Origin of the sequence: Streptomyces sp. NPDC001480, assembly GCF_042894725.1 — a bacterium.
In the GTDB taxonomy this organism is placed as follows: Bacteria; Actinomycetota; Actinomycetes; order Streptomycetales; family Streptomycetaceae; genus Streptomyces.
In genome coordinates this window covers 21,406-43,477 of sequence record NZ_JBIAVX010000032.1, presented here as the reverse complement: position 1 = coordinate 43,477, position 22,072 = coordinate 21,406, and the positions used below count along the sequence as shown (strand labels likewise).

12 protein-coding genes are annotated in these 22,072 nt (G+C 72.4%); 7 read left to right on the top strand and 5 right to left on the bottom strand.

From position 1 onward, the window contains the following. Positions 1-3 precede the first annotated feature (3 nt). On the top strand, positions 4-9,423 hold the full coding sequence (locus ACFY01_RS43315; RefSeq protein ID WP_390741279.1) for a type I polyketide synthase: 9,420 nt from the start codon (positions 4-6) through the stop codon (positions 9,421-9,423). A gap of 64 nt (positions 9,424-9,487) precedes the next feature. Here the strand turns inward: ACFY01_RS43315 and ACFY01_RS43310 are convergent, their stop codons facing one another. The 3 genes from ACFY01_RS43310 to ACFY01_RS43300 all read right to left on the bottom strand — a co-directional run bounded on the left by ACFY01_RS43310 (position 9,488) and on the right by ACFY01_RS43300 (position 13,415). Beyond that, positions 9,488-10,918, bottom strand: a complete 1,431-nt coding sequence (locus tag ACFY01_RS43310; protein ID WP_390741278.1) for an acyltransferase — start codon at positions 10,916-10,918, stop codon at positions 9,488-9,490. Between the two features lie 21 nt (positions 10,919-10,939). After that, positions 10,940-12,160, bottom strand: coding sequence for a cytochrome P450 (locus tag ACFY01_RS43305; RefSeq protein WP_390741277.1), 1,221 nt, complete (start codon positions 12,158-12,160; stop codon positions 10,940-10,942). Positions 12,161-12,221: 61 nt separating this feature from the next. Next, positions 12,222-13,415, bottom strand: a complete 1,194-nt coding sequence (locus ACFY01_RS43300; protein WP_390741276.1) for a cytochrome P450 — start codon at positions 13,413-13,415, stop codon at positions 12,222-12,224. A gap of 298 nt (positions 13,416-13,713) precedes the next feature. Here ACFY01_RS43300 and ACFY01_RS43295 point away from each other — a divergent pair, with 298 nt between their 5' ends. From ACFY01_RS43295 to ACFY01_RS43280, 4 genes are all read left to right on the top strand, one after another. Next, positions 13,714-13,911 (top strand): ferredoxin, encoded by a 198-nt coding sequence (locus ACFY01_RS43295; RefSeq protein WP_390741275.1) that lies wholly within the window; start codon positions 13,714-13,716, stop codon positions 13,909-13,911. A 58-nt stretch (positions 13,912-13,969) separates the two neighbouring features. After that, on the top strand, positions 13,970-15,217 hold the full coding sequence (locus ACFY01_RS43290; RefSeq protein WP_390741274.1) for an activator-dependent family glycosyltransferase: 1,248 nt from the start codon (positions 13,970-13,972) through the stop codon (positions 15,215-15,217). A 108-nt stretch (positions 15,218-15,325) separates the two neighbouring features. Further along, positions 15,326-16,333, top strand: a complete 1,008-nt coding sequence (rfbB, locus tag ACFY01_RS43285) for a dTDP-glucose 4,6-dehydratase (RefSeq protein WP_390741273.1) — start codon at positions 15,326-15,328, stop codon at positions 16,331-16,333. After that, entirely contained in the window at positions 16,327-17,115 is a 789-nt protein-coding gene (locus tag ACFY01_RS43280; RefSeq protein WP_390741272.1) for a BTAD domain-containing putative transcriptional regulator, read from the top strand. Before rfbB ends, ACFY01_RS43280 begins: the two co-directional genes overlap by 7 nt. Positions 17,116-17,615: 500 nt before the next feature. Here the strand turns inward: ACFY01_RS43280 and ACFY01_RS43275 are convergent, their stop codons facing one another. Beyond that, positions 17,616-18,578, bottom strand: a complete 963-nt coding sequence (locus ACFY01_RS43275; RefSeq protein WP_390741271.1) for an NAD-dependent epimerase/dehydratase family protein — start codon at positions 18,576-18,578, stop codon at positions 17,616-17,618. Positions 18,579-18,725: 147 nt separating this feature from the next. Here ACFY01_RS43275 and ACFY01_RS43270 point away from each other — a divergent pair, with 147 nt between their 5' ends. After that, a complete protein-coding gene (locus tag ACFY01_RS43270) occupies positions 18,726-19,331 on the top strand; it encodes a dTDP-4-dehydrorhamnose 3,5-epimerase family protein (protein WP_390741270.1) in 606 nt (201 codons plus the stop codon). Between the two features lie 44 nt (positions 19,332-19,375). Continuing rightward, positions 19,376-20,632 carry a macrolide family glycosyltransferase gene (locus ACFY01_RS43265; RefSeq protein ID WP_390741269.1) on the top strand — a complete coding sequence of 419 codons (1,257 nt, stop codon included), beginning with the start codon at positions 19,376-19,378 and terminating at the stop codon, positions 20,630-20,632. Here ACFY01_RS43265 and rfbH read toward each other — a convergent pair. Beyond that, positions 20,616-21,917, bottom strand: a complete 1,302-nt coding sequence (gene rfbH / locus ACFY01_RS43260; protein WP_390741268.1) for a lipopolysaccharide biosynthesis protein RfbH — start codon at positions 21,915-21,917, stop codon at positions 20,616-20,618. The two genes, ACFY01_RS43265 and rfbH, sit on opposite strands and share 17 nt — an antisense overlap. Positions 21,918-22,072 lie beyond the last annotated feature (155 nt).

The window sequence follows — 22,072 nt, the reverse complement described above, 5'->3', positions numbered from 1 at the left end:
AGTATGCCCACCTCCGAGGAACGCGTTGTCGCGGCCCTGCGTGCGTCGCTGCTCGAGAACGAGCGGCTGCGCAAGCAGAACGACCGTCTCACCCGCACGGCGACCGAACCCGTCGCCGTCGTCGGCATGGCCTGCCGCTACCCGGGAGACGTCCACTCACCGGACGACCTGTGGCGGCTGGTGGCCGAGAGCCGGGACGCGATGACCGAGTTCCCGCAGGACCGCGGCTGGGACCTGACCGGAGCCACCACCGACGCCAGGACACCGCGCGGCGGATTCGTGACCTCCGCCGCCGAGTTCGACGCCGGCTTCTTCGGCATCTCGCCCCGCGAGGCCCTCGCCATGGACCCGCAGCAGCGGCTCACCCTGGAAGCCTCCTGGGAGGCGCTGGAACGCGCGGGCATCGCCGCCGACGCCGTACGCGGCAGCCGCACCGGCGTCTTCGTCGGGTGCAGCAACCAGAACTACGGCTCCACGACCGGCCGCGACCTGCCCGAGGGCATCGAGGGCCACCTGCTCACCGGCAACGCTGCGAGCGTCGTCTCCGGCCGGGTGTCGTACGTACTGGGCCTGGAAGGCCCTGCGGTCACCGTCGACACCGCCTGCTCGTCCTCGCTGGTGGCGTTGCACCTGGCGGTGCAGGCGCTGCGCGCGGGGGAGTGCGATCTGGCGTTGGCCGGTGGGGTGACGGTGATGTCGACCCCGGACGTGTTCGCCGAGTTCGACCGTCAGGGCGGGCTGGCCGTCGACGGCCGGTGCAAGGCGTTCGCGGAGGGTGCGGACGGGACGGGGTGGGGCGAGGGTGTCGGGGTGCTGCTGGTGGAGCGGCTGTCCGACGCCCGGGCCAACGGCCATCGGGTGCTGGCGGTGGTGCGGGGTTCGGCGGTCAACCAGGACGGCGCCTCCAACGGTCTGACGGCTCCGAACGGTCCTTCGCAGCAGCGGGTGATCCGGGCCGCCCTGGCCAACGCCGGCCTGTCGCCCCAGGACGTGGACGCGGTGGAGGCGCACGGCACGGGCACCGCGCTGGGTGATCCGATCGAAGCACAGGCGCTGCTGGCCACGTACGGGAAGGACCGCCCCGCCGACCGCCCGCTGTGGCTCGGCTCGGTGAAGTCGAACCTGGGTCACACGCAGGCCGCCGCCGGTGTCGCGGGTGTGATCAAGATGGTGGAGGCGCTACGGCACGGCGTACTGCCCGCCACCCTGCACGTGGATCAGCCCTCGACCCAGGTGGACTGGTCGGCGGGCGAAGTCCGTCTGCTGACGTCGTCGGTGGAGTGGTCGGATCCGGGCAGGCCGCGGCGGGCTGGCGTGTCCGCTTTCGGTGTCAGCGGTACGAACGCCCATGTGATCGTGGAGCAGGCGCCACCCGTCGATCCGGCACCGCGAACGGAGGGGGGTCCGCGAGTCGTACCGTGGCTGTTGTCCGCGCGGACTCCGGAGGCCCTTCGGGGCCAGGCACGCGCGCTGCTCGCTCATCTGGAGACTCGTCGGTCGGGTGACGACCACGCGGTGGCTCATGCCCTGGCGGCGCGGTCCCTGTTCGAGCATCGTGCCGTCGTCGTCGGCGGCGACCACGACGCGTTGACCCGCGGCCTGAAGGCGCTGGCCCACGGGAAGCCGGACCCGTTCACGGTCACGGGTTCCGCGGGTGGTGAGGGCAAGGTCGCGTTCCTGTTCTCGGGGCAGGGGGCTCAACGGCTGGGGATGGGGCGGGAGTTGTATGACACCTTCCCGGTGTTCGCGGAGGCCTTCGACGCGGTGTGCGCGCATCTGGAGGGTGACCTGCGTGGGGTGGTCTTCGGTACGGATGCGGAGCTGCTGAACCAGACGGCGTGGACGCAGCCGGCGTTGTTCGCCGTTGAGGTGGCGTTGTTCCGGCTGGTGGAGTCCTGGGGCCTGTCCCCGGACTACGTCGTCGGCCATTCCATAGGTGAGGTGGCGGCTGCGCATGTGGCTGGTGTGCTGTCCCTGGAGGATGCGTGCCGTCTGGTGGCGGCGCGGGGCCGGCTGATGCAGGAACTGCCTGCGGGTGGTGCGATGTTCGCGGTGGAGGCCTCCGAGGAGGAGGTCGTCCCGCTGCTGACAGGTGAGGTGTCGGTCGCGGCGGTGAACGGGCCGCGGTCCGTGGTGATCTCGGGTGCCGAGGCGGCGGTGTCGGCGGTCGCGGAGGAGCTGTCCGCGTCCGGCCGTCGCACGTCCCGCCTCCGCGTCTCCCACGCCTTCCACTCCCCGCTGATGGAGCCGATGCTGGCCGACTTCCGTGCGGTGGCGGACAGCGTCACCTACGCGGCGCCGCGCATCCCGGTGGTGTCGAACGTGACCGGACAGCTGGCGGGCGCGGGTGAGTTGGAGTCGGCGGAGTACTGGGTGCGTCATGTCCGGGAGGCGGTCCGGTTCGCCGACGGCGTGCACACGCTGCGGGAGCGCGGAGTGCGCCGCTTCCTGGAGATCGGCCCGGACGGCACCCTCACCGCCCTGGCCCAGTCCTGCGTCACGGGCGGCGACGAGGCGCTCTTCGCATCGCTTCTGCGCAAGGACGGTTCCGAACCGTCCTCCGTACTGCGCGGGCTGGCCCGGCTGCACGCGGACGGTGCGCCGGTCGACTGGCGGGCGCTCCTCGCCGGTGCCGACACCGCCCAGGCCGTGGAACTCCCGACGTACGCCTTCCAACGCGAGCGCTACTGGCTCGACCCGTCCGCACAGGGGCCGAAGTCCGGCACCGACGCGGCGCACGCCTCCGCCGTCGTCGACACGGAGTTCTGGGAAGCGGTCGAGCGACAGGACATCGACACCCTCGTTGAAGACCTCGACGTGGCTTTCGAGGCCCTGGACGCGGTCGTACCGGCGCTCTCGCGCTGGTACCGGAAACGCAGCGACCGGCATGTCACCGACTCCTGGCGGTACGGCGTCACCTGGAAACCTCTGACCCAGCTCACCGCTGCCCCGGACGCACCGGCTCAGGGCCGTCGGCTGGTGGTCCTCCCGCAGGCGCGCGACGAGCGGGCCGACGCCACGATCCGCGCCGTACTCGAAGGGCTCCGGGCGCACGGGTTCGACCTGCTGCAGGTCGAGGCCGCGCTCTCCGGCTCCGAGGCGGACCGCGCCGTGCTGGCCGCCCGGCTCAAGGACGCGGCGGACGAGTGCGGTCCCGTCACGGCCGTGCTGTCCCTGCTCCCGTTGGCAGCGGACCAGGCCGGGGTGGCGGCGACGACGGCCACGCTGGTCCAGGCGCTCACCGACACCGGGCTGCCCGGTCCGGTGTGGACACTGACGCGCGGCGCCGTCTCCGTCGGCCGTTCCGACACGCTCACGGCGCCCGAGCAGGCCGCCGTATGGGGCCTGGGCCGGGTGGCGGCGCTGGAACACCCCGATCTCTGGGGCGGACTCGTCGACCTGCCGGACGAACTCGACCGACGGGCGGTCGACCGGCTCGCCGCCCTCCTCACGGCGCTGCCCGGCGAGTCCGGCGAGGACCAGGTGGCGGTACGCGGCTCCGGTGTCTTCGGCCGCAGGCTGTCGCGGCCCCGGCCGACGCCGCCAGAAGCGTGGCAGCCGCGCGGCAGCGTCCTGATCACCGGCGGTACGGGGGCCATCGGAGCCCGGGTCGCCCGCTGGGTGGTCGAGCGGGGTGCCGAGAACGTCGTCCTGGTGAGCAGGCGTGGCCCGCAGGCACCCGGCGCCGCGGAACTCGAAGCGGAACTCCGGGCGCTGGGCGCCCGCGTCACGATCGCCGCCGTCGACGTGTCCGTCAGGGAGGAGGTGGCCGGACTCCTCGCACGGCACCCCGTGGACGCCGTGTTCCACACCGCGGGCGTACTCGACGACGCCGTCCTGGGCGGGACCGACCCCCAGCGCATCGGACACGTCATGCGGGCCAAGGCCGAGGCCGCCCTGCACCTCGACGCACTGACCCGAGACCGTGAGTTGTCAGCCTTCGTCCTCTTCTCCTCCCTCGCCGGTGTCCTGGGCAACGCCGGACAGGGCGCCTACGCCGCCGCCAACGCCGTGCTGGACGCGCTCGCCGAGCGTCGCCGCGCCCAGGGGCTGCCCGCCACCTCCGTGGCCTGGGGCCCGTGGGCCGGCGCCGGCATGGCCACCGAGAGCCCGGGCGGCCGGCGGCGCGGCAGGGGCGCCGTGGCGTCGCTGGACCCGGATCTGGCCGTGGCCGCCCTCGGCACCGCCCTGGACGCGGGCGTGACCGGCGAGTTCGTGGCCGACATCGACTGGACCCGGTTCGCCCCCGCCTTCACGGCGGTCCGGCCGAGCGCACTCCTGCGGGATCTGCCGGAGGCCGCCAGCTCCCTGCCCGCCGGCCCGGTGTCGTCGGCGAGCCGCACTGACGACACCGGCTCCCGCATAGGCTCCCTGCCCCACGAAGCGGGCGTCCGGGCCGCCCTGGAGCTGGTCCGGGCGCGGGCGGCGGCTGTGCTGGGTCATGGGGGTCCGGAGGCGGTTCCGGCGGATCGGGCGTTCCGTGATCTGGGTGTGGATTCGCTGATCGCGGTGGAGTTGCGGAACGTGCTGGGGGCGGAGTGCGGGGTGAGGCTGCCGGCGACGGTGGTGTTCGACTATCCGACTCCGGTGGCTCTGGCGGAGTTCTTGTACGGCGAGTTGGGTGGTGGTGCGGCGGACGCGCAGGCGTCGGGGGTGTCGTTCTCGGGGGCTGTGGCGGGGGTGTCCGACGATCCGGTGGTGATCGTGGGGATGGCGTGCCGTTTCCCGGGTGGGGTGGATTCCCCGGAGGCGTTGTGGGAGCTGCTGTCGCAGGGGCGTGACGGGATCGTCGACTTCCCCACCGACCGAGGCTGGGAGGGGCTCGACCCGTTCTACGGTCTGGATGCCGCATCCGGGCGTCAGGGCACGGCGTACACGCGTCGAGGCGGTTTCCTGCGTGATGTGGGTGCGTTCGATGCGGGGTTCTTCGGTGTTTCGCCGCGTGAGGCGTTGGCGATGGATCCGCAGCAGCGGGTGTTGCTGGAGACCTCGTGGGAGGCGGTGGAGCGGGCGGGGATCGATCCCCGGTCGTTGCGGGGTTCGCGGACGGGGGTGTTCGCGGGGACCAACGGCCAGGACTATCCGGCGTTGCTTTCGGTGTCGGAGGGTGACTTCGGCGGTTACGTGGGCACGGGGAACGCGGCGAGTGTGTTCTCGGGGCGGGTGTCGTATGTGCTGGGCCTGGAGGGTCCGGCGGTCACTGTCGACACCGCGTGCTCGTCGTCATTGGTCGCTCTTCATCTGGCCGCGCAGTCGCTGCGTTCTGGCGAGTGTGATCTTGCCTTGGCCGGTGGTGTGACGGTGATGTCGACGCCGGGGGCGTTTGTGGAGTTCAGCCGTCAGGGTGGGCTGGCGGGGGACGGCCGGTGCAAGGCGTTCGCGGAGGGTGCGGACGGGACGGGGTGGGGTGAGGGTGTCGGGGTGCTGCTGGTGGAGCGGCTGTCCGACGCCCGGGCCAACGGCCACCCGGTGCTCGCTGTCGTGCGGGGTTCGGCGGTCAATCAGGACGGTGCCTCCAACGGTCTGACGGCTCCGAACGGTCCTTCTCAGCAGCGGGTGATCCGGGCGGCGCTGGCCAGTGCCGGCCTGTCGCCGGCGGATGTGGACGCGGTGGAGGCGCACGGCACGGGGACCGCGCTGGGTGATCCGATCGAGGCGCAGGCGCTGATCGCCACGTATGGGCAGGGGCGTGACGCCGGCCGCCCGCTGTGGCTCGGCTCGGTGAAGTCGAACCTGGGTCACACGCAGGCGGCGGCGGGTGTCGCGGGTGTGATCAAGATGGTGGAGGCGCTGCGGCACGGCGTACTGCCCGCCACCCTGCATGTGGATGAGCCGTCGTCGCACGTGGACTGGTCGGCGGGTGAGGTACGTCTGCTGGCGGAGCCGGTGGAGTGGCCCGAGGTGGCGCGTCCTCGCCGGGCGGGTGTGTCCTCGTTCGGGTTGAGCGGCACGAACGCGCATGTGGTCCTGGAGCAGGCGCCCGAGCCGGTGGAGGAGGAAGCCACCGAGGTCACCCGGCCGCTGCCGGTCATCCCCTGGGTCGTTTCCGGGCAGGGTAGTGAGGCTCTGCGGGCTCAGGCACAGCGGCTGCTCGCGCATGTCGAGGCGCGCCCCGACCTCGACCCCGCCGATGTGGCGCTGTCGCTTGCCGGGACACGGTCGGCGTTCGAGAACCGTGCGGTGGTCCGTGGCGCCGACCGGGAGGAACTGCTCGCGGGACTTTCGGCCGTCGCCCGTGGCGAGAGACTGCCGGGTGCGGTCCAGGGAGTTCTGTCCGAGGGCAAGGCGGCCTTCCTCTTCTCCGGACAGGGCGCTCAACGGCTTGGCATGGGGCGGGAGTTGTATGACGCCTTCCCGGTGTTCGCGGAGGCCTTCGACGCGGTGTGCGTGCATCTGGAGGGTGACCTGCGTGGGGTGGTGTTCGGGGCGGATGCGGAGTTGCTGAACCGGACGGGGTGGACGCAGCCGGCGTTGTTCGCCGTTGAGGTGGCGTTGTTCCGGCTGGTGGAGTCCTGGGGCCTGTCCCCGGACTACGTCGTCGGGCATTCCATAGGTGAGGTGGCGGCTGCGCATGTGGCCGGGGTGCTGTCGCTGGAGGATGCGTGCCGTCTGGTGGTGGCGCGGGGCCGGCTGATGCAGGAACTGCCTGCGGGTGGTGCGATGTTCGCGGTGGAGGCTTCCGAGGAGGAGGTCGTCCCGCTGCTGACAGGTGAGGTGTCGGTCGCTGCGGTGAACGGGCCGCAGTCGGTGGTGGTCTCGGGTGCCGAGGCGGAGGTCTCGGCGGTCGCGGAAGAAGTCGCGGCCTTGGGCCGTCGTACGTCCCGCCTCCGCGTCTCCCACGCCTTCCACTCCCCGCTGATGGAGCCGATGCTGGCCGACTTCCGTGCGGTGGCGGACAGCGTGACCTACTCGGCGCCGCGCATCCCGGTCGTGTCGAACGTGACCGGACAGCTGGCGGGCGCGGGTGAGTTGGAGTCGGCGGAGTACTGGGTGCGTCATGTCCGGGAGGCGGTCCGGTTCGCCGACGGCGTGCACACGCTGGAAGAGCAAGGGGTCACGCGGTTCGTGGAGATCGGCCCGGACGGCACCCTCACCGCGCTGGCCCAGTCCTGCGTCACGGATGACAGCGAGCTGCTCTTCACATCGATCCTCCGCAAGGACCGTCCCGAGCCGGACACCGCGATGGCCGCGCTGTCGAAGGCGTTCGTGCACGGGGTGGGTGTCGACTGGCCGGCCCTGCTGGCGGGTTCGGGTGCGCGGCCGGTCGAGCTGCCGACGTACGCCTTCCAGCGCGAGCGGTTCTGGCCCGAGCCCGCGCAGTCGGCCACTGTCGCCGCCTCGGCCGATCCACTGGACGCGGACTTCTGGCAGGCGGTGGAGCGCGGTGACGCGCAGGGCCTCGCCGAGGTCCTGGGCGTCGGCGAGCAGGAACTCGACGCCGTCGTGCCGGCGTTGTCCGCCTGGCGTCGGGGCGCGGCAGAGCGCTCTCGTGTCGACGGTTGGCGCTACCGCATCGACTGGCAGCCCGCCACCGTACCGCCCCCCGTCACGGACACCGGCCGCTGGCTGCTCCTCCAGCCCTCCGATGCCCGCCCGCTCGACGGCATCGGTGAGCTCCTGCCCGGTATCGAGCAGCTGACCTACGATCCCCAGGCCGGCCGCGCCGAGCTGGCACAGTTCCTCACCGCCGCCGCAGCGGAAGGCGATCCCCTCACCGGTGTCCTGGCCCGCCCGCAGAGCACGGCGGACGCCCTGACCCTCGTACAGGCACTGGGCGACGCCGACCTCACCGCACCCCTGTGGCTGCTCACCACCGCAGCCGTCACCGCAGGACACGACACCGGCGAAGCTCTCGAACCCGCGCAGGCGGCCCTCTGGGGCTTCGGCCGGGTCGCGGCCCTGGAACACCCCGACCGCTGGGGCGGTCTCGTCGACCTGCCCAGCCGCGTGGACCGGACTGTCCTCGCGAGCCTCGTGTCCGTGTTGGCCTCGGACGAGGACCAGGTCGCGGTACGCGAATCCGGGTCCTTCGCCCGCCGTCTCTCGCACGCTCCCGTGCCCGGAGGCCCGTCGGCGCTGTCGGCCGATGCCTGGCAGGCGCCGGGCCGGGTGCTGGTGACGGGCGGTACCGGGGCGCTCGGCGCGCACCTGGCGCGCTGGCTGGTCGGGCGGGGCGCTCGGGAACTGGTCCTCACCAGCCGCCGTGGCCCGGACGCGCCGGGCGCCGCCGAGCTGAGCCGCGAACTCGAGGAACTCGGCGCACAAGCCGTCGTCGAGGCCTGCGACATGGCCGACGGCGACGCGGTCGCCCGGCTCCTGCACAAGCACCCGGTCGACGCGGTCTTCCACGCGGCGGGTGTCCTGGACGACGACGTGATCGACGCGACGACCCCCGAGCGCACGGCCGCCGTGCTGCGCGCCAAGGCCGTGGCGGCCGATCACCTCGACACGCTGACCCGGGAGATGCACCTGTCGGCGTTCGTGGTGTTCTCCTCGATCGCGGGGGTGTGGGGCAGCGGCGGCCAGGCGGCCTACGCGGCGGCCAACGCCCACCTCGACGCCCTCGTCGAACGCCGCCGCGCCCAGGGGCTCACCGGAACCGCCGTCGCCTGGGGCCCCTGGGGCGGCGGAGGCATGGTGTCCGACGAGGGCGCGGTCGAGCTGGGTCGCCGGGGCCTGCGGGTGATGGATCCGGACCGGGCGCTGGCCGGGCTGGGCCGTGCCCTGGATGTCGGGGACGGCACGGTGGTGGTGGCCGACGTCGACTGGGAGAGGTTCCTGCCCACCTTCACCAGCCGCCGTCCCAGCCCGCTGCTGTCCGGCCTCCCGGAGGCGGCGGACCTCACGGCGGACACCACGCCGGACCCCACGGCCGGAACGGACGGCTTCCATCCTCTGGTGGAGAAACTGACCGCGGCGCCCGCCGACGCGCGCGTCCACATGCTCCAGGACCATGTGCGGAGCGTCGCCGCCACGGCCCTCGGCTTCACCGGGGTGTCGGGCGTCGAGCCCACCAGAGCCTTCCGTGAGATGGGCTTCGACTCCCTGACCGCGGTCGAACTGCGCGACCAGCTCAACCAGGACACCGGGCTGCGGCTGCCGACCACCCTCGTGTTCGACCACCCCACGCCCGCCGATCTCGCCCGCCACCTGGCCGGTGAGCTCTTCGGGGACGGGCAGGGCAGCGCCGCCGTACTGCTGGCGGAGGTCGAGAGCACGGTGGCGAGGATCATGACGTCCGGGCCCGGGCATGACGTCCGGGCCCTGCTCAAGGCGCGGCTGCGGACGCTCCTCGCGGAGCTGGAGGACACCGAGCCCGGTACGGACGAGCTGCCGGCGGCCGAGTCCGTGGCGGACCAGCTGGACGACGCCACCGACGAGGAGCTGTTCGACTTCATCAGCCGGCAACTGGACGAGTCATGACGCGAGGGGGGCCGGGAACGGTGTCACCACCGTTCCCGGCCCCCCTCGCGGGAACCCGCCCCACTCACTCCACTGCGGGCACGGCTCCCGGCACGGCGCCCTCCGGGAGCTTCCCGTAGGCGTGGAGGCGCTCCAGCCAGTGCGGCTCGCGCACCATGGCCGCGTGCTCCCGCTGCAGGCACAGGTACACGTCCCGCCCCCCGTCCCCGGTGGGCGTCGGCGCGATGTGCACCGTCGGCACCGGGAGGTCGGGGAACTCGTACCAGAACGGCTTCCCGGCACCCAGGTCGATGTCGTACAGCGGGAACTGCGACCAGTTGTTGACGGTCAGGGCCGTGTCGGAGACGTCCGGGGCCCGCACCGACATGACGTGCCGTGACACGCCCGCCCTGCGGTAGGAGCCGAGGAAGGCGATCTCGTCGCGGAGCTTGTCGGCCGTGTTGGCGTCCAGACAGGCCCGGACGTCCTGGGCGACCCGGCCGAGCGGGCGGGTGCGCAGTCGGGCCGTCGTCGTCCCGGTCCAGCTGTTGCTGACGCAGTTGCCCCAGTACCCGGCGGGCAGCTCGGCACCGAGCCGGGACTGCGCGCCGACGATCATCCCGAGCCACTCGGCGGCGTCGTCGGACCGGTCGCGCAGTTCGCCGAACACCTGCCAGAGGTGCGCCGTCAGTACGTCGTTGGTGGACACCCAGGAGCCGTCGCCGGCCAGCTGGTCCAGCGCGGCCCGTTTCATGGCGGCGAGTTCCGCGGCCTCGAAACGGGTGGCCACGGTCGCCAGTTTGTGCAGACCGGCCTTGATGTTCGTGGTCAGCAGCCGCAGCCGGGAGACACCGATGAACGCGCGCGAGGCCACCGTCACGGGGTCCGCCGACTTCCGGCCCAGCGCGTCGAGGGCGCCACGGTCGTGGGACGGCTCCGGGTAGGACAGGCCGCGGTGCTCGCGCGACCAGTTCTCCAGGAACGCCACGGTGTTCCCGCCGTCCGCGAGACTGTGGTTGATCATCACGCCGAGGATCGAGCCGCCGCCGCGCATCTGGGTCAGCCGGACCTTCAGCAGCGGTGTGTCACGGTCGACCACCCGGAAGGCGCTCACCTCGCGCAGCAGGTTGCCGATCACCGGCTCGGTGCGCAGACCGGGCCCGTACTCCCGCATGGGCTCGGCGGACACCGCCTCGGTGAAACGGACCCCGGCGTCGTTGCAGAGCACGCTCAGTCCGCCCGACCGGTCCCGGGTGAGCCGGCCGGCGAGCGGCGGGTAGTGGCGCAGCGTGCGCGCCAGGGACGCGCGGAGCTCCGCGCCGTCGAGTGTCTGCCGGTAGAAGAAGGTCAGGGGCGTGTACCAGGGGCCGGTCAGCAGGTCGTAGCCGCTGAGCCGGACCCGGGTGTGGTCCGCCCGGCCGGCGCGGACCAGGAATGACCGCTCCTCGCGGCTCTCCACGGCGCGGCGGAACGGCGTCTCGGCCGTCGTCCCGGGCTTGGTCACGGTCTTCGTCACGGTCGTCCTCCTCGCGGCCGTTCAGTCCCAGGCGACGAGCAGACGGTCGACCCCGTAGTGCACGGCACGGTCGCGCAGGGGCACCTCCTCCGCGGGCGTCGCCAGGCGCAGCTTCGGGAACCGCTCGAACAGCGAGCGCAGGGCGATCCTGAGGGTGGCGCGGGCGAGATGCTGCCCCAGGCACTGGTGGGCGCCGAAGCCGAGCGCCAGGTGCTTGCGCGGGACGCGGGTGACGTCGAGGGTGTCGGGGTCGTCGAAGACCGCGGGGTCGCGGTTGGCGGCCGGCAGCGACAGGACGACGGTCTGCCCGGCCTTGACGGTCACCCCCTCGATCTCCACGTCCTCCAGCGCGCACCGGCTCGAGCCCAGCTGGGAGATGGTCAGGTACCGCATCAGCTCGTCGACGGCGCCGGTCTCGTACAGCTCCGGGCGGCTGCGCAGCAGGGCCAGCTGCTCCGGCTGCTCCAGCAGCGCGAACGTGCTCAGGGCCAGCATGTTGGGCGTCGTGTCGAGGGAGCCGCCCAGGGTGAGGACCGCGAGGTTGACCATCTCCTCCTCGGTCAGCTCTCCGCTGGCCGCCAACTGCCCGAAGAAGTCGTCACCCGGCTTCGCCAGCCGCTCCCGGACCATGGGCCGCAGCGCCGCGTCCATCGACTCGATGTGGTCGATGAACTCCTCCAGCGTGTACGTCAGGGTCATCATCGCCGAGAAGTGCTCGGAGATGACCTCCATCAGCTCGGCGGAGACCCCCATCAGGGAGCACACCGAGCGGACGCTGATGACCTCCGCGAACGCCGTCAGCAGGTCGGCCGGCGAGCCGCCCGCCGCCATCTCGTCGAGGGTCTCGTCGACGATGCGGACCAGCTCCGGCTCGAACTGCTGGATGCGGCGCACGGTGAAGTGACCGGCCAGCAGCCGGCGGTACTTGGAGTGCTCGGGCGCGTCGGTCTTCGCGAACGAGCCCGGCGCGGACGGCTGGGGGGCGTACTCGGTCATCGGGAACGGCGGCGCGACCACATGGGCCAGCAGCTCGTTGCGGTGGCTGAACCGGTTGTCGGCCAGGATCTGGCGCACCAGGTCGTGCCGGGTGATCAGCCAGCCGGACGGGTCCTTCGGGAACACCTGGAAGGTGATGGGGCTGACCGGTGCCTCCTCGCGCAGCCGGGCGTAGGCCGCCGGCGGGTCGAAGGGGCACCTGCCGCGGTCCGTCGGGATCACGGGTGCGTCGGGCCTGGTCTTCATGGTCACTCCGTTGGTGTGCCGGCTGCGCCGTGGATGTCGTGGGGCGAGGGCTGTCGTGGGGTCAGGCACGCTTGACGACCAGTGGCAGGTGCCGCGCGCCGAAGACGTTGGTGCCGTGGTAGACCAGCCGGGCATCCGGGTCGACCTCGATCCGGGCGAACCGGTCGAGGAGCGCGTTCAGGGCGACCCGTCCCTCGAGACGCGCCAGCGGCGCCCCGATGCAGTAGTGGATGCCGTGACCGAAGGCCGCCTGACGGGAGTTGGCACGTTCCGGGCGGAAGACGGCCGCGTCCTCGAAGACCCGGTCGTCGAGGTTGGCCGACAGCAGCCACAGGTGCACGAGGGTGCCGGGGGCGATGCCCGTTCCGGCGAGTTCGGTCCCGGCCGTGGTGACCCGCTCGATCCGGGTGAACGGCGGACGCAGCCGCAGCGTCTCCTCGATCACCGCGGGCACCAGCGACCGGTCCTCGCGGATCCGTTCGAACCATTCCGGGTCCCGGTCCAGGCACATCAGCGTGTTGCCCAGCAGCACCGAGGTGGTGATGTGTCCGGCGAGCAGCAGCAGGGTGGCGAAACTGGAGATGTCCTCGTCGTCGAGGCGCTCGCCGTCGAGTTCCGCGCGTACCAGGGTGCCCAGCAGGTCGTCCTGCGGACGGCCGCGCCGGTCGTCGATGAAACCCCGCAGGTACGCCGAGATGGTGACGCCGGTCTCCTCCATGCGCCGCACGCTGTCGGGGTCCTCCGGGTCCGTCGACAGCAACTGGTCCGCCCATCCCTGGAACAGGTCCCGGTCCGCCTCCGGCACGCCGAGCATCCGCGCGATGACGGTCACCGGCAGCGGGTTGGCGAGCGTGTCCACCAGGTCGAAGCGGTCCGCCTCGACCGCGTCCAGCAGTTCGGCGGTCAGAGTCGTGATCCACGGTTCGAGACCGCTGATCAGACCTGGTGTGAAGGCGCGGCTGACCAGGCGGCGCATCTTGCCGTGCAGCGGCGGGTCCAGCAGCAGCAGGGTGCCGCGCGGAGCCTTCTTGGCACCGCCCGACAGCCGGCCGACGGTGTCCGAGGAGAAGGTCGCCGGGTCGGCGAGGACGCGCTGGACGTCCTCGTACCGGAAGACGTGCACGTTCCCCGCCCCGTCCCGCCAGACCGGGCACTCCTCCCGCATCCGCGCGAGCCAGGCGAGCAGCGTCGCCCCGCCGTCCGGCTCGACCGTGGGGGGCTTGCCGGGACTGCTCGAGGTACCTTCGTCCGCCACCAGTGATCCCCTCTCGTACGGCCCCGGCCTGTCGCGCGGCCGCGGCCCGCGGCGGGGCCCGGCTCTCGCGCCACTCCAGCACGGGACGCGCACAGGGAGCCAGGAACGACGCCACTGTCTAGGGATTCACCGAGTACCACCCACCCGGACCCACGCGCCGGGCCTCCAACACGCCGGAATCTCTGGAGGAAACCCCAGACAGTGGCCGTCCTGGGCGGCAACGGGCCGTCACCCGGCCCAAGATGGGCACGCCCCGGGCAGCGGGGCGCCCACAGCGCCCAAGACGCGGAAGGCCGGCATGGACATCGCGATCGACCAGGACAAGTGCATGGGAGCGGGCCAGTGCGTGCTGATCGCACCCGAGGTCTTCGACCAGGACGAGACCGACGGCCGCGCCCTGCTCCTGGTCGAACGGCCGGGGGACGAGCACCACGAGGCGATCCGCGAAGCCCACGAGGCCTGCCCGCTGGGTGCCATCACCCTCCGGCAGCACTAGAGGCCCCGAGGCCCGTCCGGCGGCCCGGCCGCAAACCTTCCAGGAACGAGAGGATGCCATGCGCGTTCTGTTCGCCGGCCTGTCGGAGAAGTCGCACCTCTACACCATGGTGCCGCTGGCCTGGGCCCTCGTGACGGCCGGGCACGACGTGCTGATGGCCAACTCCCCGTCCCTGACCCCCGTGGCCACCGCGGCCGGTCTGGTCGCCGCCCCCGTCGGCAACGACCACACCCTGCACACGGACATGGCGGGCTCCCGCGACTCCCAGGACAACGAGGTCGCCAACTGGAGCCGCCTCGGCCGCGGCCAGGTCGACTGGGCCGACCTGCGGGCCCGCTACGAGATCAGCGTGCCCTGGGGCTTCGCCCGCTACAACGACCCCGTCATGGACGACATGGTGGCCCTCGCCCGGGACTGGCGGCCCGACCTCGTCATCCGTGACCCCATCGCCTACGCCGGTGCGGTCGCCGCGCGCGCCTGCGGAGCGGCCCAGGCCCGCCTGCTGTGGTGCGCCGACGTCTACGGGCAGGCCAGACGCACCTTCGTGGAACTCGCCCGGGACGTCCCCGAGGCCGAACGCACCGACCCGCTCGCCGAGTGGATCGACAAACGGGCCGCCCCCTACGGCGTGTCCTGCGACGAAGAGCTCCTGAACGGCCAGTTCACGATCGACACCCTGCCCCCGAGCCTGCGCCCGCCCAGCGACCTGGAGCAGCTGTCGATGCGGTACGTCCCGTACAACGGCGCCGCCGTGCAGTGGGACTGGCTGCGAGAGAAACCCCGACAACCCCGGGTCTGTGTCACGCTCGGCCGCACCAACACCGAGGCATACGGCGGCGACTACGTCCCCCTGGACGACATCCTCACCGCCCTCGGCGCACTGGACGTCGACGTCGTCGCCGCGCTCATGCCCGAACAGGCCGAACAGCTCGGAGAGCTGCCCCCCAACGTGCGCGCCGTCAGCGGAATCGCGCTGAACACCCTGCTGCCCAGCTGCGCCGCCGTCGTCCACCACGGTGGCTGGGGCTCCTTCTCCACCGCCCTCGTCAACGGTGTCCCCCAGCTCGCCCTGTCCACCAACGTCGCCGACCAGGAACTGCGCGGCCGCTCACTGGAGAAGGCCGGAGCCGGGATCCTCGTACACCACAGCGACGTCGACCCCGGACAGGTCCTCGTCCACACCCGCATGCTCCTGGAGGAACCGTCGTTCGCGGCCGCCGCACGACGGCTGCGGGACGAGGCCACCGCCATGCCCAGCCCGCACGCCCTGGTGGGGCGACTGGAGCGGCTGGCCGCGGGCCGCTGACACCACCCCGCACTGCCCGGCACACCGGCCGGACCCACGCACCGTACACACGAGGAAGGAGGACGGCGTCCCCACCGCCCCGCCCGGGCAGTGGGCGCCGCAACCCCGATGAGTCAGACGCGCATCCTGGTGACCGGCGGTGCCGGCTTCATCGGCTCCCACTACGTCCGCACCCTCCTCGGGCCCCTCGGCCCCGACGACGTCTCGGTGACGGTGCTGGACGCCTTCACCTACGCGGCCAACCCGGCGAGCCTCGACGAGGTCCGCGACTCGCCCCGCTTCCGGCTCGTCGTCGGCGACATCTGCGACCCGGAGGTCGTCGGCCCCCTCATGGCCGAGCACGACGAGGTCGTCCACTTCGCCGCCGAGTCCCACGTCGACCGGTCGCTGTCCAGCTCCGCCGAGTTCGTCCGCACCAACGTCATGGGCACGCAGGTGCTCCTCGACGCCGCGCTGCACCACGGCATCAGCACCTTCGTGCACGTCTCCACCGACGAGGTCTACGGGTCTGTCCCGACCGGCTCCAGCACCGAGGAGGAGTCCGTCGACCCCAACTCGCCGTACGCCGCCTCGAAGGCGGCCAGCGACCTGCTCGCGCTGGTCTACCACCGCTCCCACGACCTGGACGTCCGGGTGACCCGCTGCTCCAACAACTACGGCCACCACCAGTTCCCCGAGAAGATCGTCCCGCTCTTCGTCACCCGACTCCTGCAGGGCAGGAAGGTCCCGCTGTACGGGGACGGGATGAACGTGCGCGACTGGCTCCACATCGACGACCACATCCGTGGCATAGAACTCGTCCGCACCCGGGGACGGGCCGGCGAGATCTACAACATCGGCGGCGGCACCGAGCTCAACAACCGCGAGCTCACCGACCGGCTGTTGCAGGCGTGCGGCGCCACCTGGGACCAGGTCGAGTACGTCGAGGACCGCAAGGGCCACGACCGCCGCTACTCGGTCGACTGGCACAAGGCCCACACCGAGCTGGGCTACAAGCCGCAGAAGGACTTCGCCGAGGGCCTCGCCGAGACCGTCGCCTGGTACCGCGACCACCGCGAGTGGTGGGACCGCGCGGACGGCACCCCGGACGCCGCCGCCGGGGCCCCCGCATGCTGACCTTCCGCACGCTCGGAGTGCTGGAGGCGGCCCTGGACGGACGGCCGGTGACACCGACCGCACCGAAGGTCCGGCAGATGCTCGCCCTGCTACTGGCCAGGCGCAACACGCTGGTGTCGATCGCGGCCATCGCCGGCGAACTGTGGGACCACGCGCCGCCGCGCAGCGCCACCGCCACCGTGCAGACGTACGTCTACCAGCTGCGCAAGCTGCTGCAGAGCGACGACGAGACGGCCGACGGAACGGGGCCACTGGTCACCGGAGCCACCGGATACATGCTGCGGGTGCCGCCCGGGGCCTACGACGCCGAGGAGTTCGAGCAGCTCACGGCCCAGGCACGGGCCGCGCTCGACACGGGTGACTTCCGTACGGCCGCCGAACGGCTCACCGCCGCCCTGGCCTGGTGGGCCGGCCAGCCGTTCGCCGACGTCACCCAGGGCCCCTACCTCCAGGCGTACGCGCTGCGCCTGGAGGAGCTCCACATGCACGCCCTGGAGATGCGCATCGCCGCCGGGCTGGGACTCGGCCTGCACCGGGAACTCGTCGCCGAGCTCAAGGAACTGGCCAGCACCCATCCGCTGCACGAGTGGTTCCAGGGCGGCCTCATCATCGCCCTCCAGCGCTGCGGCCGCAGCAGCGAGGCCCTCCAGGTCTACCAGCGGCTGCGCCGCCTCCTGCGCGACGAACTCGGCCTCGACCCCTCCCCGGGCCTCCAGCAGATCCGCCAGCACGTCCTCACAGGCCACGCCACCGCAGCCGACCTCGACCTCCTCCCAGGCTGATCCCCACCACCCGCGCCCCACCTGCGCCGTTCACCGGGCAGCCCACGCCCGCGCCCGCCGTGAGCGGGGTCTCGCTCCCGCTCGGCACCGCCCACGGCCGGACGGATCCCGCCGCGCCCCCACCGTGCCCGGTGCCCGGCCCCGCCCACCGGGCCCTGCCCGCGCCCCCGCCTCGCCTGCCGTGGGCCGGGCCTGGCCGTTGCCCTCGCTCGCGCGTCGCCCGCACGCCTGCCTCAGCCGGCCCCACCCCGGAGCCCGCCCCCGCGGCCCACCGGGCGGCGACCCCTGCCCGGCCCCGCCCACCGCCGGCCGAGTCCTGCCCGCACCCCTGCCTCGCCTGCCGTGGGCCGGGCCTTCCGTGCGTGACCCGGTGAGCAGCAGCGCCCCCCCTGCCCCGCCCGGCCGTCGCCGAGCCCCCGGCCCGGGTTCGCGTCCGCCCGTCGCCCGCCGTCCGTCCAGCCCGCCTCCTCCGCCCCGGTGCGGGCAGCGCCGCGTGCGGCTCAGTCGGCGTTCTTCGCAGCGTTCCACAGGTCCCGTACCGTGGCCTCGGCGTCACGGCGGGGAGACCAGTCGAGGAGGGCGCGGGCAGCGGTGATGTCGACGCACATCCAGTCCCCGCCCGCCGCGGGCCGGACCGTGCTCCCGGTGTCCTCCACCAGCCGCGCCGTGCGGTCGCTCGCCGCGACCAGCAGGTCGACCATGCTGCGCACGTGCTGCGAGGTGCCGCTGCCGATGTTCAGCACCCGGCCCGTCACCGCCGGCGTCCGCGTCGCGGCCACGACCGCCTCGGACGCGTCCCTCGCGTCCACGAAGTCCCGGCTGCTGCGCAGCGGAGCGAGCTGCACCGTGACGGGCTCGCCCGCGGCCGGCCTGGCCAGCAACTGCTGCGCCACCCGGCCCAGCAGACTGCTGGGCGGGGCCCCGGCGCCGACCACGTTCGACAGCCGCAGCACCACCGCGTCCGTACGGCCCTGAGCGGCGGACCGCAGCACCGCCCGGGTGCCGAGCAGCTTCGACTGCCCGTACTCCGTCGTCGGCCGCGTGGGGGAGTCCTCGGTCAGACACACCCCCGCGGGCTGCGGCGCGTACTCGTGCACCGAACCCAGATGCACCAGCCGCGGCCGCCACGCGGCGGCATCCAGCGCCACCAGCAACCGCTCCACCAGCACCTCGTTGCCCACCCACATCATGCCGGGCTCGGACGACCAGGCCACCCCGGCCGCGTTGACGACGGCCACCGGACGCTCGGCGTCGATCAGCTCCGTCAGCGCGGCCGGCCCGTCCTTGACCAGGTCCATCGGGCAGAAACGCCACGAGACCGGCGTCTTCGCGGCCTGCCGTGCGACGGCCAGCACCTCATGACCCGCGGCCTCCAGGGCCACGCCCACGTGCCGGCCCACGAACCCGGTCGCGCCGAGGACGACCACCCGTCCGGGCAGTCCCTGCGTACCGACCAGTGCCATGCCGCTCTCCTGCCGCATTCCGCCGAAGCCTTGTGCGGTCACTGTCGCACCCCGCGATCGAGGAACTCTCCAGGACCGTTCGACTTGAGCGACGCCTGTGCGACCCTCGAACGGTCCTCGAACGGCACCCCATACGCTGGCGCAACCATGAAGGTTCGAGAGATGGCCGTGCCGGACGCGTTCCACATCACGCCGCACAAGATCGGCGACGTGCGGGGAAGCTTCTACGAGTCGTTCCGCCACGACAGGCTCGCCGAGGAGATCGGCCGCCCGGTGCCCGTGGTGCAGGTGAACTACTCGGTCTCCCGCCGCAGCACCCTGCGCGGGCTGCACGGCACCCTGCTGCCGCCGGGCCAGGCGAAGGTGGTCTGCGTCGTACGGGGCGCGGTCCTCGACATCGTCGTGGACCTGCGGCTCGGCTCGCCCACCTTCGGCGTGCACGAGGTCAACTGGATGACCTCCGAGTCGGGTGACACCGTCTTCGTGGCCGAGGGACTCGTGCACGGCTTCCTCGCCCTCACCGACGACACCTGCGTCTCCTACCTGTGCACCACCGAGTTCATCCCGGGCACCCAGGTCGACATCGATCCCTTCGACGCCGAACTCGACCTGCCCTGGCAACTGTCGGAGACCCCGCTGATGTCCCCGAAGGACTCCACCGCGGTCTCCGTAGCCGCCGCCCGTGAGGCGGGCCGGCTGCCGCGCTACGAGGACTGCCTCGCCCACTACGCGGAGCTGCGCGGCACCCGCTGACACCCGCCCCGCGCAGCTTTGCCGCCGTACCGAAGGAACCGCCGATGCCGAACCGCACCGCCCCGCGCCCGCTCCACTTCGCCGTCCTGCCCTTCGCGGACTTCGGGCACGTCGCCCCCAGCCTCGGCGTCGCCCGAGAACTCCTCGCCCGCGGCCACCGCGTGACCTACGTCGTGGACGAGCGGTTCGCCGCCCTGGTCGAGGAGGCGGGCGCCCGCGCCGTCACCTACACCTCCGCGCGCGGCGACTTCTACCGCGCCGCCGACCCGACGCCCGCCCTGCTGGCCGAGGAAGGGTACGCGCTGCTGGTGGACACCGTCCGCACCGTGTACCCCACGGCCCTCACCGCCCTCGCCGAGGACACCCCCGACGCCGTCCTGTACGACTTCGAGAACGTGGCCGCCGGCCGGGTGGCCGCCCGGGTCCTGGACGCGCTGTCGGTACAGCTCTCCCCCAGTCACGCCGCGAACGAGACCTTCTCCCTGCGCGCCCAGATGTGGGACCGCGACGACCCGGTCATGGCCGAGGGCGCGCGCGTCCTCATCGACTTCATGGGCGACAACGGCATCGGCCTGGAGGAGATGGGCCGCTACGGCACCGAATGGGACGAGCACAACCTCGTCTTCCTGCCACGGGACTTCCAGATCGAGGGCGACACCTTCGACGACCGTTTCGCGTTCGTCGGCCCGATGGTCACCGAGGCCGCCCCCGGCCGCTGGACGCCACCGGCGGACGGCCGGCGCACCGCGCTGGTGTCCCTCGGCACCGAGTCCGGCGACCGGCGCGACTTCTTCCGCACCTGCGCCGCGGCGTTCGACCCGGCCGCCTGGCACGTCGTGATGACGCTCGGGCACGGCGCCGACCGCGCACGGCTGGAACCGCTGCCCGAACACGTCGAGGTCCACGAGTGGCTGCCCCACCCGGCCGTACTGCCACACGCCGACGTGCTCGTCTGCCACGCCGGGATGGGCAGCCTCATGGAGGCCCTGTACTTCGGCACACCCGTGGTGGCGATCCCGCGCGCCCACGAACTCCGCCTGAGCGGCCGGCGGCTGGAGGAGTGCGGCGTCGGCCGCACGGTGTCCCGCTCGGAACTGGACGCGCCGCTCCTCGCCCGCACCGTCACCGGACTGCTCGACGACCCGGCGACCCCTGGCAGTCTGCGGCGGATGCGGGCCGCCGTACACGCCGCCGGCGGTGCGCACCGCGCCGCCGACACCCTCGAGGGCTGGGCGGCGGCGCACCGCCGACGGGACACGGCCGGGCCGGCCGGGCCGGCCGGGCTCAGTGGGGCAGCGTGACGAACTCGCTCACCGTCGCGATGCTGTGGTCGATCATCTCGTCCGTCAGGCCGGGATAGACGCCGATCCAGAACGTGCGCTCGGTGGTGATGTCGCTGTTGGTCAGCGGACCGCTGACGCGGAACTCCCGCCCCGCGTAGGCCGGGTGACGGGTGAGGTTCCCCGCGAAGAACCGGCGGGTGTTCACCCTGCTGTACTCCAGGTGGTCGATGAGCGCGCCCGGTGAGAACGGGGCGCCGGGACCGACCGTGATGGCGAAGCCGAACCAGCTGGGGTCGCTGCCGGGGGTCGCCTCCGGCAGGATCAGGTGCGGCAGACCGTCCAGGCCCTCCCGCAGCCGCGCCCAGTTGTGACGCCTGGCCTTGCCGAACTCGTCGATCCGGGAGAACTGCTGCAGGCCGAGCGCCGCCTGGATGTCGGTCGACTTCAGGTTGTAACCCACGTGGGAGAAGATGTACTTGTGGTCGTAGCCCGTCGGCAGCGTCCCCATCTGCTGCTCGAACCGCTTGAAGCAGCGGTTGTCCTCGCCGGGCTCGCACCAGCAGTCACGGCCCCAGTCACGCATGGACTCCACGATGCGGGCCAGCGCCAGGTTGTCCGTCAGGACCACACCGCCCTCACCCATCGTGATGTGGTGCGCCGGGTAGAAGCTCTCGGTCGCCAGATCACCGAACGTACCGGTGAGACGGCCGTTGTACGTGCTGCCCAGCGCGTCGCAGTTGTCCTCGATGAGGAACAGCCCGTGGTCCTCGGCGATCTGCGCGATCTCCTCGACCGCGAACGGGTTGCCGAGCGCGTGCGCCACCATGATCGCCCGCGTCCGGGGGCCGATCGCCTGCTCGATCCGCTCCGGCCTCGGGTTGTACGTACCGAGCTCGATGTCGGTGAAGACCGGCACCAGACCGTTCTGCAGGATCGGGTTGACGGTCGTCGGGAAACCGGCCGCCACGGTGACCACCTCGTCGCCGGGCACGAGCCGGCTGTCCTCCAGCAGCGGCGAGGTGAGCGCGCTGAGCGCCAGCAGGTTCGCCGACGAACCGGAGTTCGTCAGATGGGCCTTGCGCAGACCGAAGTACTTCGCCAGTGCCCGCTCCAGCTTGCGTGAGCTCGGCCCGGCGGCGATCCGCAGGTCCAGGGCCGCCTCGACCAGCGCGACACGGTCCTCCTCGTCGAGGACGGCACCGGAGGGCAGGACGGGCGTGACACCGGGGACGAACCCCGATGCCGCCTTGTTGCGGTGGTACTCGCGTACCAGGTCGAGGATCTCTGTCTTGTCGTTGCCCATCGGCTGGTGGCCTCCCTGTGGCTGCCGGCGGGGACGTCTGCCGGTCGGGATGCCCAGACCAGCACACCGCCCGCGCGCCTGCCCAGCACTGCCGCGGAAGTCTAGGGATCCACCAAAACCGGTCTCCCGCAGGCCGGCCGGTACCAGGGCCTAGG